This is a genomic window from Bacteroidales bacterium (assembly GCA_031276035.1).
Classification (GTDB): domain Bacteria; phylum Bacteroidota; class Bacteroidia; order Bacteroidales; family BM520; genus RGIG7150.
Map to the genome: position 1 here is coordinate 1 of JAISNV010000011.1, position 17063 is coordinate 17063.

Annotated in this window: 14 protein-coding genes and 2 tRNA genes; 9 read left to right on the forward strand and 7 right to left on the reverse strand. The window is 32.3% G+C overall.

The features are described from left to right. Together LBP67_02660 and LBP67_02665 are read left to right on the forward strand one after the other, a co-directional pair. On the forward strand, positions 1-264 hold a 264-nt coding region (locus LBP67_02660), incomplete at its 5' end, for a DUF4143 domain-containing protein (GenBank protein MDR2083880.1). Positions 265-291: 27 nt separating this feature from the next. Continuing rightward, positions 292-573, forward strand: coding sequence for a hypothetical protein (locus LBP67_02665; protein MDR2083881.1), 282 nt, complete (start codon positions 292-294; stop codon positions 571-573). Between the two features lie 267 nt (positions 574-840). Here the strand turns inward: LBP67_02665 and LBP67_02670 are convergent. Both LBP67_02670 and LBP67_02675 read right to left on the reverse strand, forming a co-directional pair. Next, positions 841-924, reverse strand: a tRNA-Leu gene (locus LBP67_02670). 26 nt (positions 925-950) lie between these two features. Then, positions 951-1034, reverse strand: a tRNA-Leu gene (locus LBP67_02675). A 243-nt stretch (positions 1035-1277) separates the two neighbouring features. On the opposite strand from LBP67_02675, the gene LBP67_02680 reads away from it, so the two are divergent. From LBP67_02680 to LBP67_02705, 6 genes are all read left to right on the forward strand, one after another. Beyond that, a complete protein-coding gene (locus tag LBP67_02680) occupies positions 1278-2045 on the forward strand; it encodes a type III pantothenate kinase (GenBank protein MDR2083882.1) in 768 nt (255 codons plus the stop codon). Between the two features lie 4 nt (positions 2046-2049). Continuing rightward, positions 2050-3573, forward strand: coding sequence for an NAD(P)H-hydrate dehydratase (locus LBP67_02685; GenBank protein MDR2083883.1), 1524 nt, complete (start codon positions 2050-2052; stop codon positions 3571-3573). Between the two features lie 120 nt (positions 3574-3693). Beyond that, positions 3694-4218, forward strand: coding sequence for a shikimate kinase (locus LBP67_02690; protein ID MDR2083884.1), 525 nt, complete (start codon positions 3694-3696; stop codon positions 4216-4218). 166 nt (positions 4219-4384) lie between these two features. Continuing rightward, a complete protein-coding gene (locus LBP67_02695; GenBank protein ID MDR2083885.1) occupies positions 4385-5248 on the forward strand; it encodes a zinc ABC transporter substrate-binding protein in 864 nt (287 codons plus the stop codon). A gap of 3 nt (positions 5249-5251) precedes the next feature. Next, the gene (locus LBP67_02700; GenBank protein ID MDR2083886.1) at positions 5252-5992 is read left to right on the forward strand and encodes a metal ABC transporter ATP-binding protein; all 741 of its coding nucleotides are present in this window, start codon (positions 5252-5254) and stop codon (positions 5990-5992) included. A gap of 1 nt (position 5993) precedes the next feature. Then, positions 5994-6797 carry a metal ABC transporter permease gene (locus LBP67_02705; GenBank protein MDR2083887.1) on the forward strand — a complete coding sequence of 268 codons (804 nt, stop codon included), beginning with the start codon at positions 5994-5996 and terminating at the stop codon, positions 6795-6797. A gap of 110 nt (positions 6798-6907) precedes the next feature. Here the strand turns inward: LBP67_02705 and LBP67_02710 are convergent, their stop codons facing one another. The 4 genes from LBP67_02710 to glgP all read right to left on the reverse strand — a co-directional run bounded on the left by LBP67_02710 (position 6908) and on the right by glgP (position 13505). Continuing rightward, a complete protein-coding gene (locus LBP67_02710) occupies positions 6908-7501 on the reverse strand; it encodes a MarC family protein (protein ID MDR2083888.1) in 594 nt (197 codons plus the stop codon). Positions 7502-7579: 78 nt separating this feature from the next. Beyond that, positions 7580-8413, reverse strand: a complete 834-nt coding sequence (locus LBP67_02715; protein MDR2083889.1) for a 4-hydroxy-3-methylbut-2-enyl diphosphate reductase — start codon at positions 8411-8413, stop codon at positions 7580-7582. Positions 8414-8477: 64 nt separating this feature from the next. Further along, positions 8478-9122 carry an ATP-binding protein gene (locus LBP67_02720; protein MDR2083890.1) on the reverse strand — a complete coding sequence of 215 codons (645 nt, stop codon included), beginning with the start codon at positions 9120-9122 and terminating at the stop codon, positions 8478-8480. Positions 9123-9278: 156 nt separating this feature from the next. Further along, the gene (glgP, locus tag LBP67_02725) at positions 9279-13505 is read right to left on the reverse strand and encodes an alpha-glucan family phosphorylase (GenBank protein ID MDR2083891.1); all 4227 of its coding nucleotides are present in this window, start codon (positions 13503-13505) and stop codon (positions 9279-9281) included. Positions 13506-13839: 334 nt separating this feature from the next. Here glgP and LBP67_02730 point away from each other — a divergent pair, with 334 nt between their 5' ends. Next, positions 13840-15645, forward strand: a complete 1806-nt coding sequence (locus LBP67_02730) for a M28 family peptidase (protein ID MDR2083892.1) — start codon at positions 13840-13842, stop codon at positions 15643-15645. Between the two features lie 55 nt (positions 15646-15700). Here the strand turns inward: LBP67_02730 and LBP67_02735 are convergent, their stop codons facing one another. Further along, on the reverse strand, positions 15701-17038 hold the full coding sequence (locus LBP67_02735; GenBank protein MDR2083893.1) for a TolC family protein: 1338 nt from the start codon (positions 17036-17038) through the stop codon (positions 15701-15703). Positions 17039-17063: the final 25 nt, after the last annotated feature.

Below are 17063 nucleotides of genomic sequence, written 5' to 3' on the forward strand. Positions count from 1 at the left end.
GATGCCAGAGGCTCTTCAGCAGAAGTCGATTACGTAATACAGATAGCAGATAAAGTGATACCCATAGAAGTAAAATCTGGGAACAATGCAAAACTGCGTTCTCTCCATCAATTTATGGAAAAAGCTTCCCATAATATTGCTATACGGACTTGGACAAATCCTTTTTCTATTGATGAAGTAACAACTCCAACCGGAAAAACGTTCAAGTTATATAATTTACCATATTATTATACAGGTCAGATAGATAAATTAGTGAATATATGAATTTACAATAAATAACAAAAAATAGATATGAATACAATTAAAATGGGAAATGAAGAATTTATTCTTTACATACGTAAATGGCATCCTAATTGTGAAATTACAAATGACAAATTAGGACGAAAAATCTGGGAATGGATCAAATATAACGACAAAACTGCGAGACAATTAAATAGAGAAGAATGTCCTTGGGGTAAAAATGCAAAAAATGTAAATAAGGAGGATATGCCCTATACTGCTACTCAATTTGAATTCGATAGGAATCTCCTGATTCGATTATATGATTATTTGGATTTTTTAGCAACAAATTAATACATTGATGTTATTAAGAACAAACCAACATTTTGATGATTCCTTTATTCATCATTTGGGCGTTGCTATTTTGATGCTGATTTTTTATTTTAACTGAGGTTGATCTAAAACTGCAGACGATTGGAGAGTTTTGGCTGCAATACAAGGATAGCATTTTTTGATTTATAGCTATTATGAAACTAATCTTGTTTGGGAACAATCTGGGAACAAATCTCTAAAAGAAAAAGTCTAACTGATTGATTTCTAATTAGACTTTTATATATCATGTACCCGGAACAAGGATCGAACTTGCACTTTCTTGCGAAAACTAGTCCCTGAAACTAGCGCGTCTACCAATTCCGCCATCCGGGCTTTCCGGCTTATTCGGAAAAGTATTGTGCCCAGGACAAGAGTCGAACTTGCACGCTCCAACGAGCACCACCCCCTCAAAGTGGCGTGTCTACCAATTTCACCACCTGGGCATTTACTTGGGATTGGGCTGCAAAGATATAAAAAAAATGAGAATTAAGAATTAAGAACTAAGAATTTATTTTGAGAATTGAAAATGTGGATAATAACAGTAAATTATGTTGTTTGATTTTATAAAAATAAGTAAATTTCAATTCATTTATAATTACTAATTCTTAGATAACAAGAAAATTATTTTCATTGCAATTGTCAATTATTAATTATAATCTATCTTTGTACTCAAAATTTACTAAATAATGACACTCGTATTTGATATTGGTAATAGTAATGTCGTCGCTAGTACATACTGTTTAGATACCGATAATAATTATCATTGGAAAGAATTAATGAGGGTTAAAACCGATTGTTCGAAACAGTATTTTGACTGGTTTTTTGATGTGAATTATTTCCTTAGTGATTATCCTGAAAAGGTTTCTCATGTATTAATTAGTTCTGTTGTTCCGAAATTAAATGAAATTTTTGAAAAAATTACTTTAGAGGTTTTTGCTTTACGGCCTATTTTTATCGACTATAAGCTTTATGGTAATCTGCCGATTAAAGTTATTCAACCGAGAATAATCGGTGCCGATATTGTAGCAAATGCTTTGGCTGGCTATTCTCGAAGTTCAGAAGGCTGTATAATTGCTGATTTTGGTACTGTTCTTACTTTTACTACTGTTTTCGATAATGAAATTCAAGGTGTAAGTTTTGTTCCCGGACTCCAAACCGCATTTCGTTCTCTGGCCGATAAAACCGCACAATTACCATTTATCCACCTCAATCCGCCGGCTTCAGTAATGGGGAAAAACACTGCTGATGCTATAAATGGTGGTATTGTCTTCGGATATGCAGGTCTTGTAGATAGAATTATTGAGCAAATCTTTACGGAAGTTAAGAGAGAGTTGCCCTTGTTTTCTACCGGTGGTCTCGGAAATGCAATTTTACCGTATTGTAAAATGAAATTGAATTACGATATATACTTAACAGTAGATGGAATTAGGTTGATTGCGGAATATAATATGTAAGGTTATGAAAATATTATCGATAGATCAAGTTCGTTCCGCTGACGAATATACTATCCAAAATGAACCGGTTAGTAGTATTAATCTTATGGAACGTGCGGCAAGATATGCTTTTAATTATATTTATAAAAATTATGATCCGCATAATCTTTTCATAATTTTTTGCGGTACTGGAAATAATGGTGGCGATGGTTATGTAATTGCCAGACATTTCAGCAATTTATATGCTAACGTAAAAGTTGTTTCGGTAAATTTTTCAAAAAAATTATCTCCTGATTGTGAATATAATTTGAACAGATTGAGAAAATTGAATCCGACAGTTATTTATGATTATTTCGATGGTTTCTATTTAAATTCATTGACTGCTGATTATTCTGATAACAATGTTATTATTATTGATGCACTTTTCGGATCAGGACTTTCTAAGTCTATAGGAAATGAGTATGATAAAATTATTAATTGGATTAATAATAATGATTTTATAAAAATTTCTATTGATATTCCCTCAGGACTTTTCGGTGATAAATCTTCAAAAAGTAATGAATTGATCGTAAAAGCGAATGAAGTTATAACTTTTCAAACGCCGAAACTCGCTTTGTTTTTACCTGAAAATTATGATTATGTAAATAAATTCAAAATTATTGATATCGAACTTGATAAAAAATATATAGAAAGTTTACATACAGATAACTATATGATTGATATAGATCTGATTAAACCGTTATTGAAATTTCGTAAAAAGTTTGATCATAAAGGAGTTTTCGGACATGCGGCAATTATTGCAGGAGATTATGGAACGATGGGTGCAGCCGTGATGGCATCTAAAGCATGTTTGAGAGCAGGGGCCGGGTTACTCACAAGTATTGTTCCTGAAGTTGGATATAATATTATGCAAACGTCTTTGCCGGAAGCAATGGTAAAAACAGAGCATTTGAATGATACTATTTTAGATATATTTGATGTTATCGGAATTGGTCCCGGAATAGGTACTGATAATTATTCAAAAGAGAAACTATCCATCGTTTTTGATTATTGTAATAATAATCAAAATGCGCCGCAATTAGTTATAGATGCTGATGGATTAAACATTCTGGCCCAAGATAAGTTATTGTTTGATAAATTGCCTAAAAGCAGTATAATAACTCCTCATCCTAAAGAATTTCAAAGACTTTTCGGTAAATTCTCCGATGATTTCACACGTCTGGAAATGCAAAAAGAAATTTCTAAAGAGAAATCAATTTATATTGTATATAAACAAGCTCATACAATAATTACCGATGCGGAAGGTACTGCCTATTTCAACAATACCGGCAATCCCGGAATGGCAACCGGCGGCAGCGGAGATATACTTACCGGAATCATTACAGGTTTGTGTGCAAGAGGTTACAGTGCTATAAATGCTTGCGTTTTGGGTGTTTATCTTCACGGACTTGCCGGTGATATTGCAACATGTAAAATTCATCAGGAAAGTTTAATTGCAAGTGATATTATTGATAATTTGCCTTTAGCTTTTAATGAAATTTATAAGTAATGATTTCAACTCAAAGGATAAATAATTTAGTATTACAAGATTATTTATATATTTGTAAACTTGTCAATATTTACTCGGATTTTATAATATCGTCTTAAAATATTTATCATATTATTTGCAATGAATAGTAATCGCAAAATATTTCTAATCGGATATCCGGGCAGCGGCAAATCGACTTACGCAAAAAAAATAGCTAATTATTTTAATTTACCATGTTTAGATACTGATAAAATTATTGCTCAAAAACTTAATCTGTCAATATCTGAAATATTCAATATTTATGGTGAAGAATATTTTCGAAAATGCGAATCGGAAGTATTGAAATATAGTATTGATGAATTTGAAGGTTTTGTAATGGCAACCGGTGGGGGATTGGCCTGTAATGAAAATAATATTAAAACCATGCTTGATAATGGCATTGTTGTTTATGTTAAAGCTTCGCCGGAGGTTCTTTATAATCGAATTAAAAACTCAAAAACAATACGACCAAATCATGCAAATGATGAAAATCTGTTTGAAAAAATAAATAAAGAACTTGTAGAAAGAGAAAGATTTTATCAGCAGGCAAAATATATTGTAGATTCAAAACGAGGTTGTGAAAAAGAAATTATTTATTTTTGCAATCAGAATAAAACACTAAAATAAATTTTGCAAATCAATTTATTAAGAATCTAAATTTTTAAAAAATCATAAGAATAAATTAGTACCAAACGACATGATTATTTTGGGTCATTACTTAGTGCGGATAAAAATACCAAAATAATATATTAATAAAATTAATGTTTATTAACAACATATAAAAGATAATCAGATGAAAAGAACAATATTATTAATTTTAATCTGTTCGGTTTTATTTTGCGGATGTAATAATAAGAATAATAAAAATGCTGAAAGTAAACCGATTGCAGCAGTAAGTATTATTCCGTTTAAATATTTTGCAGATAAAATTGCCGGTGAATTATGGAATATTATTTCAATTATACCTTCGGGTGCCAACCATACAAGCTATGAACCTACTGCTAAGGAGTTGAAGCAAATTGCAAATGCCGATATTTATTTTGAAACCGCTAATATAGGTTTTGAAGATGCATGGACACGGCGATTTAAAAGTATTGCGCCGGAATGTACTTTCTATAATGTTTCGGAAAATATTGAACTTACCGGTGGACATTATCACGGTGACGAATATCATGGTGCGGATCCGCATTATTGGCTTTCTCCGAAAGATGCGGCGATTATTGCCGAAAATATCACTAATGCTTTTATCAAATCGGATCCGAAAAATAAAGAAATTTATATTGAAAATCTTAACAAACTTAAAGTTGAAATTATGGAAACAGATATTCAGTTAAAAGCTTTATTGGAACCATTAAAAGGTAGTATGTTTTTGATTTATCATCCGGCATTAACTTATTTTGCTAAAGATTACGATTTAGTGCAAATTGCAATTGAAGACCACGGTAAAGAGCCTTCGGCTTCTTATATGGCGAAAATTATTGATATTGCTAAGGAAAATGATATAAAAACAATTTTTTACCAAACGCAATATACCGGGCAAAGTGTGCATACTATTGCTAATGAAATAGGTGCAAAAACAATTTGTTTTGATCCTATGGCGTATAATTGGCCGGAAAATATGCTTTCAATTGCCAATAGTTTAATATCTAATAAATAATAAATGTTAGTTAAATTAAATAATATTTGGGCGAAATACGATAAAGAAATCGTTTTGGAAGATGTAAATCTTACCATAAACAATGGTGATTTTATTGGTGTTATTGGTCCGAACGGAGGTGGGAAAACTACTTTAATAAAAATTATTCTCGGAGTAAAAAAAGCTTATAAAGGAAATATTGAATATACCGGAAACATTAATATAGGATATCTTCCTCAGCAAAATAATATTGATAAAATGTTTCCGGTAAACATTGAAGATGTTGTTTATTCGGGACTAATCAGCGGAGATAATTCAGGTTCAAAAATGAGTTTTAATGCTTTGAAAAAGCAGGCAAAACCAAAATTTGACGACCTGCTTGTTAAAATGAATTTGTACGATATTCGTAAAAAGTCATTGGGTACTTTGTCGGGCGGACAAATTCAGAAGACTTTGCTTTGTCGTGCCTTAATTTCAAATCCGGATTTATTGCTTTTGGATGAACCCAATACATATATTGATAAAGAAAGTGAATTTGAATTATATAATTACTTAAAGAATGAATCAGGGATTAAGGCTTTGCTTTTGGTTTCACATGATTTAGGAACAATCTCATCTTATATTAAATCAATAGCTTGCGTGAATAGAACTTTATTTTATCACGATTCGAATTTGATTACCGAAGATGTCCTTAATTCATACAATTGTCCGATTCAGTTAATTACACATGGCGAAGTTCCTCATTCCGTTTTAAAAGAACATTAATATGCTTGAAATTTTATCATACAAATTTATTATCAATGCGCTTATTATCAGTATTTTTTGTAGTGTGTCAAGTGCGATAATAGGCTCATGGATAGTTGTTAAACGTAAAGTTCTGATTAGCGGCGGTATTACTCATGCTTCATTTGGCGGAATTGGTTTGGCATATTTTCTCGGATTAAATCCGGTGATCGGTAGTGCCGTATTTGCTATTGCTGCAGCTGTGGGAATTGAGTTATCATCACAAAAGAAACTTCTTAGAGAAGATTCCGCAATAGGACTTTTTTGGTCGTTGGGAATGGCTCTCGGAATTATTTTTATTTTTCTAACTCCGGGTTATGCTCCGGATTTAAATGGTTATCTTTTCGGAAATATTCTGACGGTGAGTAATTTCGATATAATAATTTCAGCAATACTTTGTGTTTTATTAGTATTATGGTTTTCATTGAATTACAATAAAATTTTATTTGTTTCATATGATGATGAATTTGCAGCGGCGCGACATGTTAATGTAAAGTTAATCAGTATGATTTTAATGTTATTTACAGCTTTAACAATTGTGGTTAACATTAAGATTTCAGGAATTGTTTTGGTTATTTCCATGCTTTGCGTCGGACAATCGGCAGCCAATCTTTTAACACACAATTTCAAGAAGATAATTATTTACTCATTTATCTTTAATCTTTTTGCATGTATAATGGGGATATTAATTTCTTGGTGGCTGAATATTCCTTCCGGCGCGTCAATAATTTTCGTACTTACAATTATTGCATTGCTTGTTAGATTATTAAAACCTAAAAGAAATTAAAAGATTTGTATTGAACTTTTAATTCATTGAAAAAAATACATTCAAAATTATCGGTTTTGCTATAATTCTAACCTTGAGGATTATAAATTAGAATTACATTCCCAACATTATTATCTCATTGATTGAATCAATATATTCAGATTGTTTGAGAAAAGTTTTACGGCAATTGCAAGCAAGATAATTCCGAAGAACTTTCTGAGTATGTAAATTCCCGATTTGCCGAGAACTCTTTCAACAACAGAAACGTATCTTAAAACAATCCAAACATAAACCATATTTAGTCCTAATGCAATTATAATATTAATCATATGGTATTCGGCACGAAGCGATAGGAGAGTAGTAATAGTTCCGGTGCCGGCTATAAGAGGAAATACGAGCGGGACAATCGTTGCGGATTCCGTTGGTCCTTGGGTTTTGAAAATCTCCACATCAAAAATCATTTCGGCAGCTAAAACAAAAATAATTAATGCCCCAGCTATAGCAAAAGATGAAATATCTACGTGAAACAGTTTCAATAATCCTTCTCCGGCTATTAAAAAAATAATCAAAACAAAAAAAGAAATAATAGAAACCCTCCACGGATGAATTTCTTTTCCCTTGTTTTTCATGTTTATAATAATCGGAATAGAACCGGTAATGTCAATAATTGCAAACAGAACCATAAAGGCACTTAATATTTGCAAAAAATCTATTTTATTGAAAATTTCAAGCATGAGATTGTTGTTTTTTGACGTTGCAAAGATACTAAATAATAGCTAATAACAGACACATAACTATTAATTCTAAAATTTCAACTTCTCAACTACTCTTTCAAGCTGTTCAATCGGGGTTGATGTTGCACCGGAAATACCGATTGATTCGACGTCTTTAAACCAATTTTTGTCAATATCCCTTTCCGATGTAATCAAATATGATTTAGGATTTATGGACTTACATATTGAAAATAAGGATTTTCCGTTCGAGGAATTTTCGCCTGAAACGAAAATTATAACATCATGTTGTTTACAGAAATCTTTCAGGGCGTCAATTCTTTTATGAACCGAAGTGCAGATGCTGTCAATTGCATTTACTTTTATTCCTTTAGCCTTTATCTGCTTGATAATATTATCAAAAGCATCCGGAATCATAGTGGTTTGGCTGTATAATGTTATTTCTTTTAATGTGTCAATATTTTCAATTTGTTCGATTTTATCGAAAACAACAGCATCATTATTAATGTTTCCGATTATTCCTATAATTTCAGGATGAGTTCTTTTTCCGTAAATGTAAATTTTTTCACCGTTTTGATAGGATTGTATTACTTTTTTCTGAAGTTGCTTAACAATCGGACAAGTAGCATCGAGGATTTCATTGTTATTGGATTTTGCAATTAGATATGATTCTTCAGGTTCGCCGTGTGCTCTGAATAATATCGTATTATTCTTTATTTCAGGAAATTCGCCGTGATGAATTATTTTCATTCCTTTATCTTTAAGAGAACGCATTTCCTCGTCATTATGTACAAGCTCACCGAGGCAAAACAATTCACCTTTATCGTCTAAATGCATTTTTGCAATTTTGATGGCATTGGTTACACCGGAACAAAAGCCGGCATTCTTATCGATCGTTATTTTCATATTTATATTTTATGAGTAAAAAACTTGGAAATTATTTCAATATGAATTAAGCGTTTGATAATAACTACTTTGCTTCCAAATTTCCCACATAATAATATTCATCTTTTGTAAAAACAATATTAATCAATTTTAATAAAACGAAATCAGTTAATAACTTCTGTGCTTTATATCTTGATATATTACATAATTTACAAAGTGTGTTTAATGTGATGCTTTCGTTTTGATCCAAATATTTTAGTAATTCGGCTTCGTTTTTTCCATAACTTATTTTAGTCTCAACACTTCTTGTTTGAGCATTCCAAACATCAACCATAACTTTGTTGGCCAGAATATTTTGATCCTTAACTCTTACGTATGCCAACCATTTCCCGTCGGAACTCAATGCTTTGACAGGTTTGTTTTCAACTTCAGGTATGAAAACTTCTATAATTATTTTTCCTTCGACTTTCCATTCCTTTAAAGAAAAGTTGACTTCCGGCTTACAATACATTTTGGCAGCAGCTTCCGCCATATAAATTTCCTCTCCGGTTTGGACTCCCTTTATAGAACCATTATCCTTAACTCCGAGCAAAAGGCTTCCACCGGAAGTATTGGCGAAGGCAGAAAAAGAACGTGCAATCTTCTTGGCATCGGAAATCTCAAACTTGAAATCCTGTTTTTGATTTTCGCCGAGAGCAATGCGCTCCAATATTTCCGGTTTGGTTTTCATTATTGACGGATTTTGACTTCTATAATTTAGTAATTTCTATGTCTGCGGAATTATCTTAAAAATGATTTATAGATTTTAAAATTTAAAGATTCGAAATTGCTTCTCTTTTACTCAAATAATTTTTCATTTTTCTACTTCAAGTAATTGTCAATCAGATTAAATCCACTTTACAAGTTTCAAATCTTGCGGATATGGCATCATCTTATTGTCGGGACGAACTCTTATTGATATATCTAAAATACCGGGAATAAGAATTTGTTCTTTGATATAAAACTCAACACTACTGCCGATTTTTTTACCAACTTTCATTCGCATTAATTTGGAATATGGCTTACTTCTGTCTGTATCTTTTTGTCCGACAATTATTTCAACGGCAATATCTTCAGCAGAAATTCCATTTAATTTCAAAACAACACTTGCTTCAAATTCCTCACCAATTTTATATTTTATAGTGTCAGGTTCAGGGAAATTAACCGATTTCACTTGGATCTGATCCCAATTTCGAATCATATTTTTCTTCCAAGCAGCATAATCGAAAGCATCTTGATAGTTACTGTTTATATAATTATCCGTACGTTTTTCGAGTTTCGAGTAAAAATTATTGAAATAATCATCAGTCATACGTTTCATTGTGTAATGCGGTGATATTTCGGCAAAATTATTTTTAACATATTGAACCCAATTATGAGGAATATTATTTTCGTCACGATCGTAAAACAACCGTGCTATCTTATTTTCAATGATAAGATAAAGAGTTTCAGAATCTAAAATATCCTGATAATGTTGATTTTCATAAGTACGTTCTTCTTTTAAAGCCCAACCGGCATTTTCTCTGTATCCTTCAGCCCACCAACCGTCTAAAACTGATAAGTTAAGAACGCCGTTCATTATGGCTTTCTCGCCACTGGTACCGGAAGCTTCGAGCGGACGGGTGGGAGTGTTCAGCCAAATATCGACTCCTTGAATAATAAGCTTTGCAGTTTCCATATCATAATTTTCAACGAAAACAATTTTGCCTATAAATTCAGGTTTACGTGAAACTTCAATGATTTGTTTTATAAGATCTTGGCCGGCTTTATCCGCCGGATGAGCTTTACCTGAAAAGATAAATTGAACCGGATGTTTTTCCGAATTTATAATTGAATTTAATCTTTCCAAATTTTGAAAGAGAAGGTGAGCCCGTTTGTAAGTTGCAAATCTGCGGGCAAATCCGATAGTTAATTTGTGTGGACTTAATTCGTTTATTGTCTGCAAAATCATAGCCGGACTTTCTTGTCTGCTTGTCATTTCATTTGCAATTCGTTTCCTTAATGATTCGATTAAATCATTTCTCAAAACATTACTTATATCCCAAATCTTTGAATCGTCAACATCGTAAATCTTTTTCCAATAATCCGGATTCGATTGATCGGATAAAAATCCATTGCCGAAAGCTTCAACATGCAGATTACGCCATTTTTCGGCAACCCAAGTCGGATAATGCACGCCATTAGTGACATATCCTATAAACAATTCATTGCTGTAATATCCAGGATACAAATCAAGAAACATTTCTCGTGAAACTCTTCCGTGGATTTTACTGACACCATTTACTTCCTGAGCCGTATTGATAGCCAAAACACTCATAGAAAACTTTTCATTACTGTTCGGATGAATTTTTCCCATGTTAATAAGTTCATTCCAACTTATATTTAATCTTTCGGAATAGTGAGGAATATAAGTTCTCAGGATATCTTCGCTGAACGAATCGTGACCGGCTGGAACGGGAGTGTGGGTGGTAAAAAGGGTAGAGGAGCGCACAATCTCCATCGCTTCGTTGAATTTAAAGTTTTTATCCTTAATAAATTCCCTTAATCTCTCTAAACCTGCAAAGGCGGCGTGACCTTCATTTAAATGATATAATTTCGGATTGATATTCAAACGGCGCAATAACCTGATTCCGCCGATTCCCAGAAGTAATTCCTGCTTAAATCTGTTTTCATTATCTCCGCCGTAAAGTTGATGAGTGACAGCTCTGTCGCTGTCCCAATTATCGGGAATGTCAGTATCCAGAAGGTATAAAGAAACTCTCCCGACATCGGTTCGCCAGATTTTAGCAGTTAAATTTCGTGCCGGTAAAGCTATATTTATTTTAATTAACTCCCCGTTTTCATCGTATAGCGGTTTAATCGGAAGATGAGTAAATCTTTGTGGCGTTACAATTCCAATTTGTTCGCCGTTATGACTTAATGACTGATTGAAATATCCGTATCTGTAAAGTAACCCTATTCCTGTAATATTTTCATTACGGTCACTCATTTCTTTGAGATAATCTCCTGCAAGAATACCGAGTCCGCCGGAATATATTTTCAGAGTATTATGTAGTCCGAATTCCATACTGAAATAAGCAATACTCGTCTTTTTCTCATCCATAGGCACATTGATGTAATCTTCAAAATTCTTATAAACCTTTGCTAAAGTGTTTGTAAATTCCGAATCCGACTCAAGTTTAGAAATTTCTTGAACCGAAAGAGATTCGAATAAAGCGATAGGATTATGATGTAACTCTTCCCAACGTTCGGGATTAATACTTCTGAAAAGCTCTTCGGCTTCGGGGTTCCAGCACCACCAAAGATTCATGCTCAATTTCTTTAAATTTTTCAAAGATTCCGGCATATCTTGTTTTACAAAAACTTTGCGCCAAATCGGAGCTGATTTTTCATCGGATAAAACATTTTGCTCGTGATCTTGTAATTTATCCCGGTAAAGATCTTTCCGAGACAAACTTAAAATCAACGAACTTTCATAAGCTTTATGATAATAATCAATCAGTTTGTCCCATAAAAAATTATTTGAAAGGCTAAAAGCTTCTTTTCTTAGCTCCTCGCGAACAGATATATCTTTATTGATAAAAGATTTGATATTAATTAAAAGGTTATCTTCGGCATCTTTGTAATTGTTATCATCACGATGAAGAACAGTAGCAACTTCACTCATTCCGAAATGCTCGTTAATCCACAAGCCGAAACCAGCCAAATCCGTTGTAATTGTAGGTACACCGAAAACCAAACTTTCAAGAGGAGTATATCCCCACGGTTCGTAGTACGAAGCAAAAACGGTTAAATCGGCACCGGCAAGCAGATCATAATATTTCAAATTAAAAATTCCGTCATTACCGTTCAGATATACAGGAACAAAAATTACTTTAACATTACTGTTTATGTCGTTATTCAAATTAAATCTTGAACATGCATTCAATATAGGATCGTTTTCCGGATTATGAATATAATGAGTTAAATGTTTTTCTGTGACCTCATTCAGACTGTTATTAAAAAGTTTATCGTGCAATTCACTGACGGGTGAAATGCTATTTGCCGGAACTGTGATAAAAGCTAAAGTTTCCTTATTAATCTCCGGATTATTCATTCTTGCAAGTGTTTCCAGAAACATATCAATGCCCTTGTTTCTGAATTCATATCTTCCCGACGTTATTATAATGGGTGTATCTTCCGGAAATTCTTTATTGAACATAGCTTTTGCCACATTTAGCATACACATTCTTGCCGGAATTCGTTTTTCATTACAAAAATCCATGTTCGGCGCCATGGCTCTATCAATTCCGTTTGGAGTAATAATATCGGCTTCACGCCCATATATTGCTTTACATTCTCTGGAAGTAATTTCGCTGACTGTCGTAAGAATATCACAAAGTTCAATGGATAATTTCTCCAAAGAATATTTCGAATTTAAATTGAATTTATGAGCAATTTCATTAGCGTTGATATGATCCAGTTCCTTATACAAAGCCATTTCGTTACCCGCAATGCTTCTGCCTATTATTGTTGCGTGAGTTGTGAAAATAGTTCCTATTTGCGGTAATTTATTTTTTAGATATAAAATTCCCATTCCTGACATCCACTCGTGGAATTGAGCGACAATTGTATCTGAAGCGGAGATGTTGAATTTGTAAAAACTTTCTATAATTTTTGCCGCAGCATAACCGAACATTGCAGGTTCTATATAATCCCACTGACCGGAAATCGAATCTAATTTATACAGTTCCCAGAATTTAGCAAATATTTCATTTTTTTCTTGAAAGTATTGCTTGAAATCAATAAGGATAACAATCGGATTACCCGGAACTTTCCATCTTCCGATTCTGAAAAGTAAACCTTCGTCATGAGCAACGGAAGTCCATGATTTAAAAAGGCTTTCATCAATTTCAAAATCAGGAGTTTGAGAAGTTTCCATCCATACATCCGGACCAATATAAATCTGGTTATCGCCGAATTCGGAATTCAGTAAACTGGATTTAGTTGAGAGAACTGTATAGATTCCTCCGATTTTATTACATATTTCCCAACTAATCTCAAACAGAAAGTCGGGTTTATTATACTTTTCCATAGTTAAAATCGAAATAAAGTTAATTTGCAAAAGTACTAACAATTGAAATTAAAAATAATGAATCAAGAATTAAAAAATGTTATTTATTTGAAACAAAATTATTTTATCATGATTAATAGTCTATGGAAATACGAAATTTCATACAGCATTTCGAAATAAATACTGGTTTTATATATGATATAATAATGCAGTAAACATTTATAAAATAGATGAATCGTTTTATAAATGTATTGAATCTATATATAATAGAATCTTTTCATGTAATTTTCTATTCTCATTTATTAAATTATCTTTGCATAAAAAATGATTTAATATCAACAAAATTTATATCAATATGAAAAAAAATCTTGTATTAATATTTTGCTTTTTATTTATTTCTTTGGTTTCCATTGCAGGTAAATTTATTATGATTCCGGTAGATGAAACTAATAGTTTAAACTCATTGTTTGATAATAAAGATATATGTATTCATTATTATTGTGATGATTTCGTGCTTGCTTCTACGGAAAATTATAATTCGCATGAAATGATTGTTCTTGATCAAAATGCATTTAAAGATTTGGGGTTATATGCGATTGTTTATTGTAATAATGATATGAAAGATGATTATATTGTTGAATCTGCCGAAAACGCTCGGGTTTTGTTTTCCGGAGAAGAATTTTTAATAATGAAACTTTTATCTGAAGATTTTATGCCTGCAAAAAATGACGGAATGGTTATGATTTCTTCTAAAATGAAAGCAAGTTTGCCGAAATCTCTTTTCGATTTTCCTACAATAACGGAGCAAGATGATGATATACTTAATTATATTAATGAAGTATCAATTGAAAGGATGATGACGATAGTACAAAGATTACAAGATTTTCAAACCCGCTATTATCGTAAAGATAGTTCTTTTGCTGCCCAGGATTGGATTATGGCGCAATATGAAGAATTAGATTTGGAGGTTTTCTTACACGATTTTCCATTGAACGGCAGTTCGGATAATGTTATCGCAATTCAGAGAGGTACGGAATTTCCCGACGAGTATGTTGTATGCGGCTGTCATTATGATTCATATTGTTATACATATAGTCATAATATAGCTCCCGGTGCGGATGATAATGCTACCGGTGTTGCGGGAATTTTGGAAACAGCAAGAATATTAAATCAATATGACTTTAGACGTTCAATTATTTATTGTTCATTTTCTGCAGAGGAAGTCGGATTAGTCGGAAGCAGTTATTATGCTGAAAAATGTGCGGATGAAGATATGAATATTGTCGGTTATTTTAATTTGGATATGACGGGTTATTTAACTAACGGTTCGGATATACACATAGATCTTATCTATCCTAATTCCGCACAAATATTAGCCGATTATTATACAAATATTTGTGATGTTTATCTTCCTGATGTGCCTGTAAAAAAGGGAACGCTGCTAAACGGCAATAGCGATCATACTTCATTTAATAATAATGGATATTTAGGTATCTTCCCTTTTGAAGATGCAAACGCGTATAGTCCTTATATTCATTCAATTGCTGATACTATAGGATTAAGTGTCAATAATACCGAACAAATGAAGATATTTACTCAGGCAAATATCGCCAGTGTTGCAACTTTAGCTGCATATAATAGTGAAATACCATCTTTACCATTTGCTGCGCCTGTAAATTGTTTAGCCGAATTTAGCGGTGAAGATTATTATATTATTATTTCTTGGGATGCACCTCAAGAAAATACTCCGTTAGGATATAATGTTTATAGAGAGGGAGTTAAGATAAATCAACAAATAATTTCCGGTTTATTGTATTTTGAAGCTGTTACCGATAACGAAGAGTATTGTTACCAGGTAAAGGCAATCTATCATAATAATAATGAAAGTGAGTTTAGTAATATTTCTTGCGCCTTTGTTCCGACAGGAATTGATGATATGAATGTTAAGCCAGTAATATATCCTAATCCGGCGAATGACAAAATATATATTAATGGAGATTATCTAAATCAGCAAGTTGATATTTATGATATAAATGGTAAATTGATGAATAGCATAAGAATCAATTCTAATATTACTGAAATTAATATTTCTGACCTACCAAAAGGTTTATATTTAATTAATATTTCTAATAAGTTTATAGGGAAATTCGTAAAGAATTAAGAGGTAAAAAAATATCTTTCTAAATAGTCTGATAATTTTATAGTTAATATTAAATTTACAAGTTGATATTATCGCCTTCCATTGAATAATATTCCAATATTTTTAACCTAAAGATAAAATCGTATTTTGCTTGAACTTCTTCGGAGAGTGCGGTTTGATATCTTAATCGAGCCTCATTGAATTCATAACGATTGGATGCTCCGTTAAAATACTTTATTTCTTCATATTGATATGATATGTTTGTTGCCGTAACAGCCTGTTGTGACGCAAAATAATTGTCTCTTGATGCAATTGCATTATAATATGCCTGTTGAATTTCTTTGATGTAATTATGTTTTATTTCTTCAAGGGATTGTTCGTACTGAGCTAATTGTATTCTTGATAGTTGAACATTACCGGATGTTCTCATCTTATTGAAGATAGGGATATTTAATGATAAACTTACCATACCTCTGGAATTTGCATCTAATTGTCTTCCGAATGGTGAATTGATAATATCATTTTCTGAAAAAATATAATAATATCCTGTTCCATAACTTGCTGATAAAGATAAGGATGGGTAGTATGCCGATTTACTAACCTTAATATCCCTTTTACTTTTTTCAATTCTGGTTGCAGCAGCTTTAATACCGGGACGAATTTGTAGCGCTTTATTTAGAATATCCTGTAAATCCAGCTGAACTTCAATAAGATAGTCTATATTGTCTTCTGCGGGCAATGCTACTTTGAACGAATTTACATCAGTGAAGTTCATTAGCTGGGCTAAATCTAACTTTGCAAGATTGAAATTGTTATTAGCCTTTGTAATGTTTACAACATCAGTGGCTAAAGTAGCTTTTGCATCATAAAGATCAGAATCGGATGTTTTTCCGCCTTCAACAAGTATTTGTACTCTATTAACTTGATCCTCTGAAATAGTTTTCTGTTCTTCAGCTAATTTGAGAATTTCGTTAGATAAAATTACTTGAAGATAATAAGCAGTAATATTTAATGAGATGTTTTCTTTTGCCTGCTCTAAATCATGTAGAGCTGCCTGTACATTAAGTTTATCCGATGCTTTTTGATGATATACTCTTAATCCTTCGAATAAGGGCATTTGTAAACCGATTCCGAGTGAAGTCGAAGACTGCGATTGATCGCCTATTGTATTATCGGAAAGTGTTGCTCTGCCGAAATCAAAGTTTTGACCGACTTGGGCACTTATACTTGGTAATATACTTTTTGAAGTTGTATTTAAATTAACTTTTCTTGCTTCTAATTCGAGAATACTCTCTTTTATTTTGTAACTGTTTTCTAATCCGTAATTAATACAATCTTCCAATGTCCACTGCGTTTGAGCATAACAAACAATGCCGATTATACTTGATAATATCACTAAAGCTAACTTTTTCATCTGTAATTTTTTTATTAATTTATTC

What these genes read in the sequence shown, in the direction of transcription:
- LBP67_02685 (MDR2083883.1), top strand. Translation starts at nt 2,050, where the DNA reads ATGAAAATATTATCGATAGATCAAGTTCGTTCCGCTGACGAATATACT.
- LBP67_02730 (MDR2083892.1), top strand. Translation starts at nt 13,840, where the DNA reads ATGAAAAAAAATCTTGTATTAATATTTTGCTTTTTATTTATTTCTTTG.
- glgP (MDR2083891.1), bottom strand. Translation starts at nt 13,505, where the DNA reads ATGGAAAAGTATAATAAACCCGACTTTCTGTTTGAGATTAGTTGGGAA.
- LBP67_02735 (MDR2083893.1), bottom strand. Translation starts at nt 17,038, where the DNA reads ATGAAAAAGTTAGCTTTAGTGATATTATCAAGTATAATCGGCATTGTT.
- LBP67_02720 (MDR2083890.1), bottom strand. Translation starts at nt 9,122, where the DNA reads ATGAAAACCAAACCGGAAATATTGGAGCGCATTGCTCTCGGCGAAAAT.
- LBP67_02715 (MDR2083889.1), bottom strand. Translation starts at nt 8,413, where the DNA reads ATGAAAATAACGATCGATAAGAATGCCGGCTTTTGTTCCGGTGTAACC.
- LBP67_02705 (MDR2083887.1), top strand. Translation starts at nt 5,994, where the DNA reads ATGCTTGAAATTTTATCATACAAATTTATTATCAATGCGCTTATTATC.
- LBP67_02700 (MDR2083886.1), top strand. Translation starts at nt 5,252, where the DNA reads ATGTTAGTTAAATTAAATAATATTTGGGCGAAATACGATAAAGAAATC.
- LBP67_02680 (MDR2083882.1), top strand. Translation starts at nt 1,278, where the DNA reads ATGACACTCGTATTTGATATTGGTAATAGTAATGTCGTCGCTAGTACA.
- LBP67_02665 (MDR2083881.1), top strand. Translation starts at nt 292, where the DNA reads ATGAATACAATTAAAATGGGAAATGAAGAATTTATTCTTTACATACGT.
- LBP67_02690 (MDR2083884.1), top strand. Translation starts at nt 3,694, where the DNA reads ATGAATAGTAATCGCAAAATATTTCTAATCGGATATCCGGGCAGCGGC.
- LBP67_02695 (MDR2083885.1), top strand. Translation starts at nt 4,385, where the DNA reads ATGAAAAGAACAATATTATTAATTTTAATCTGTTCGGTTTTATTTTGC.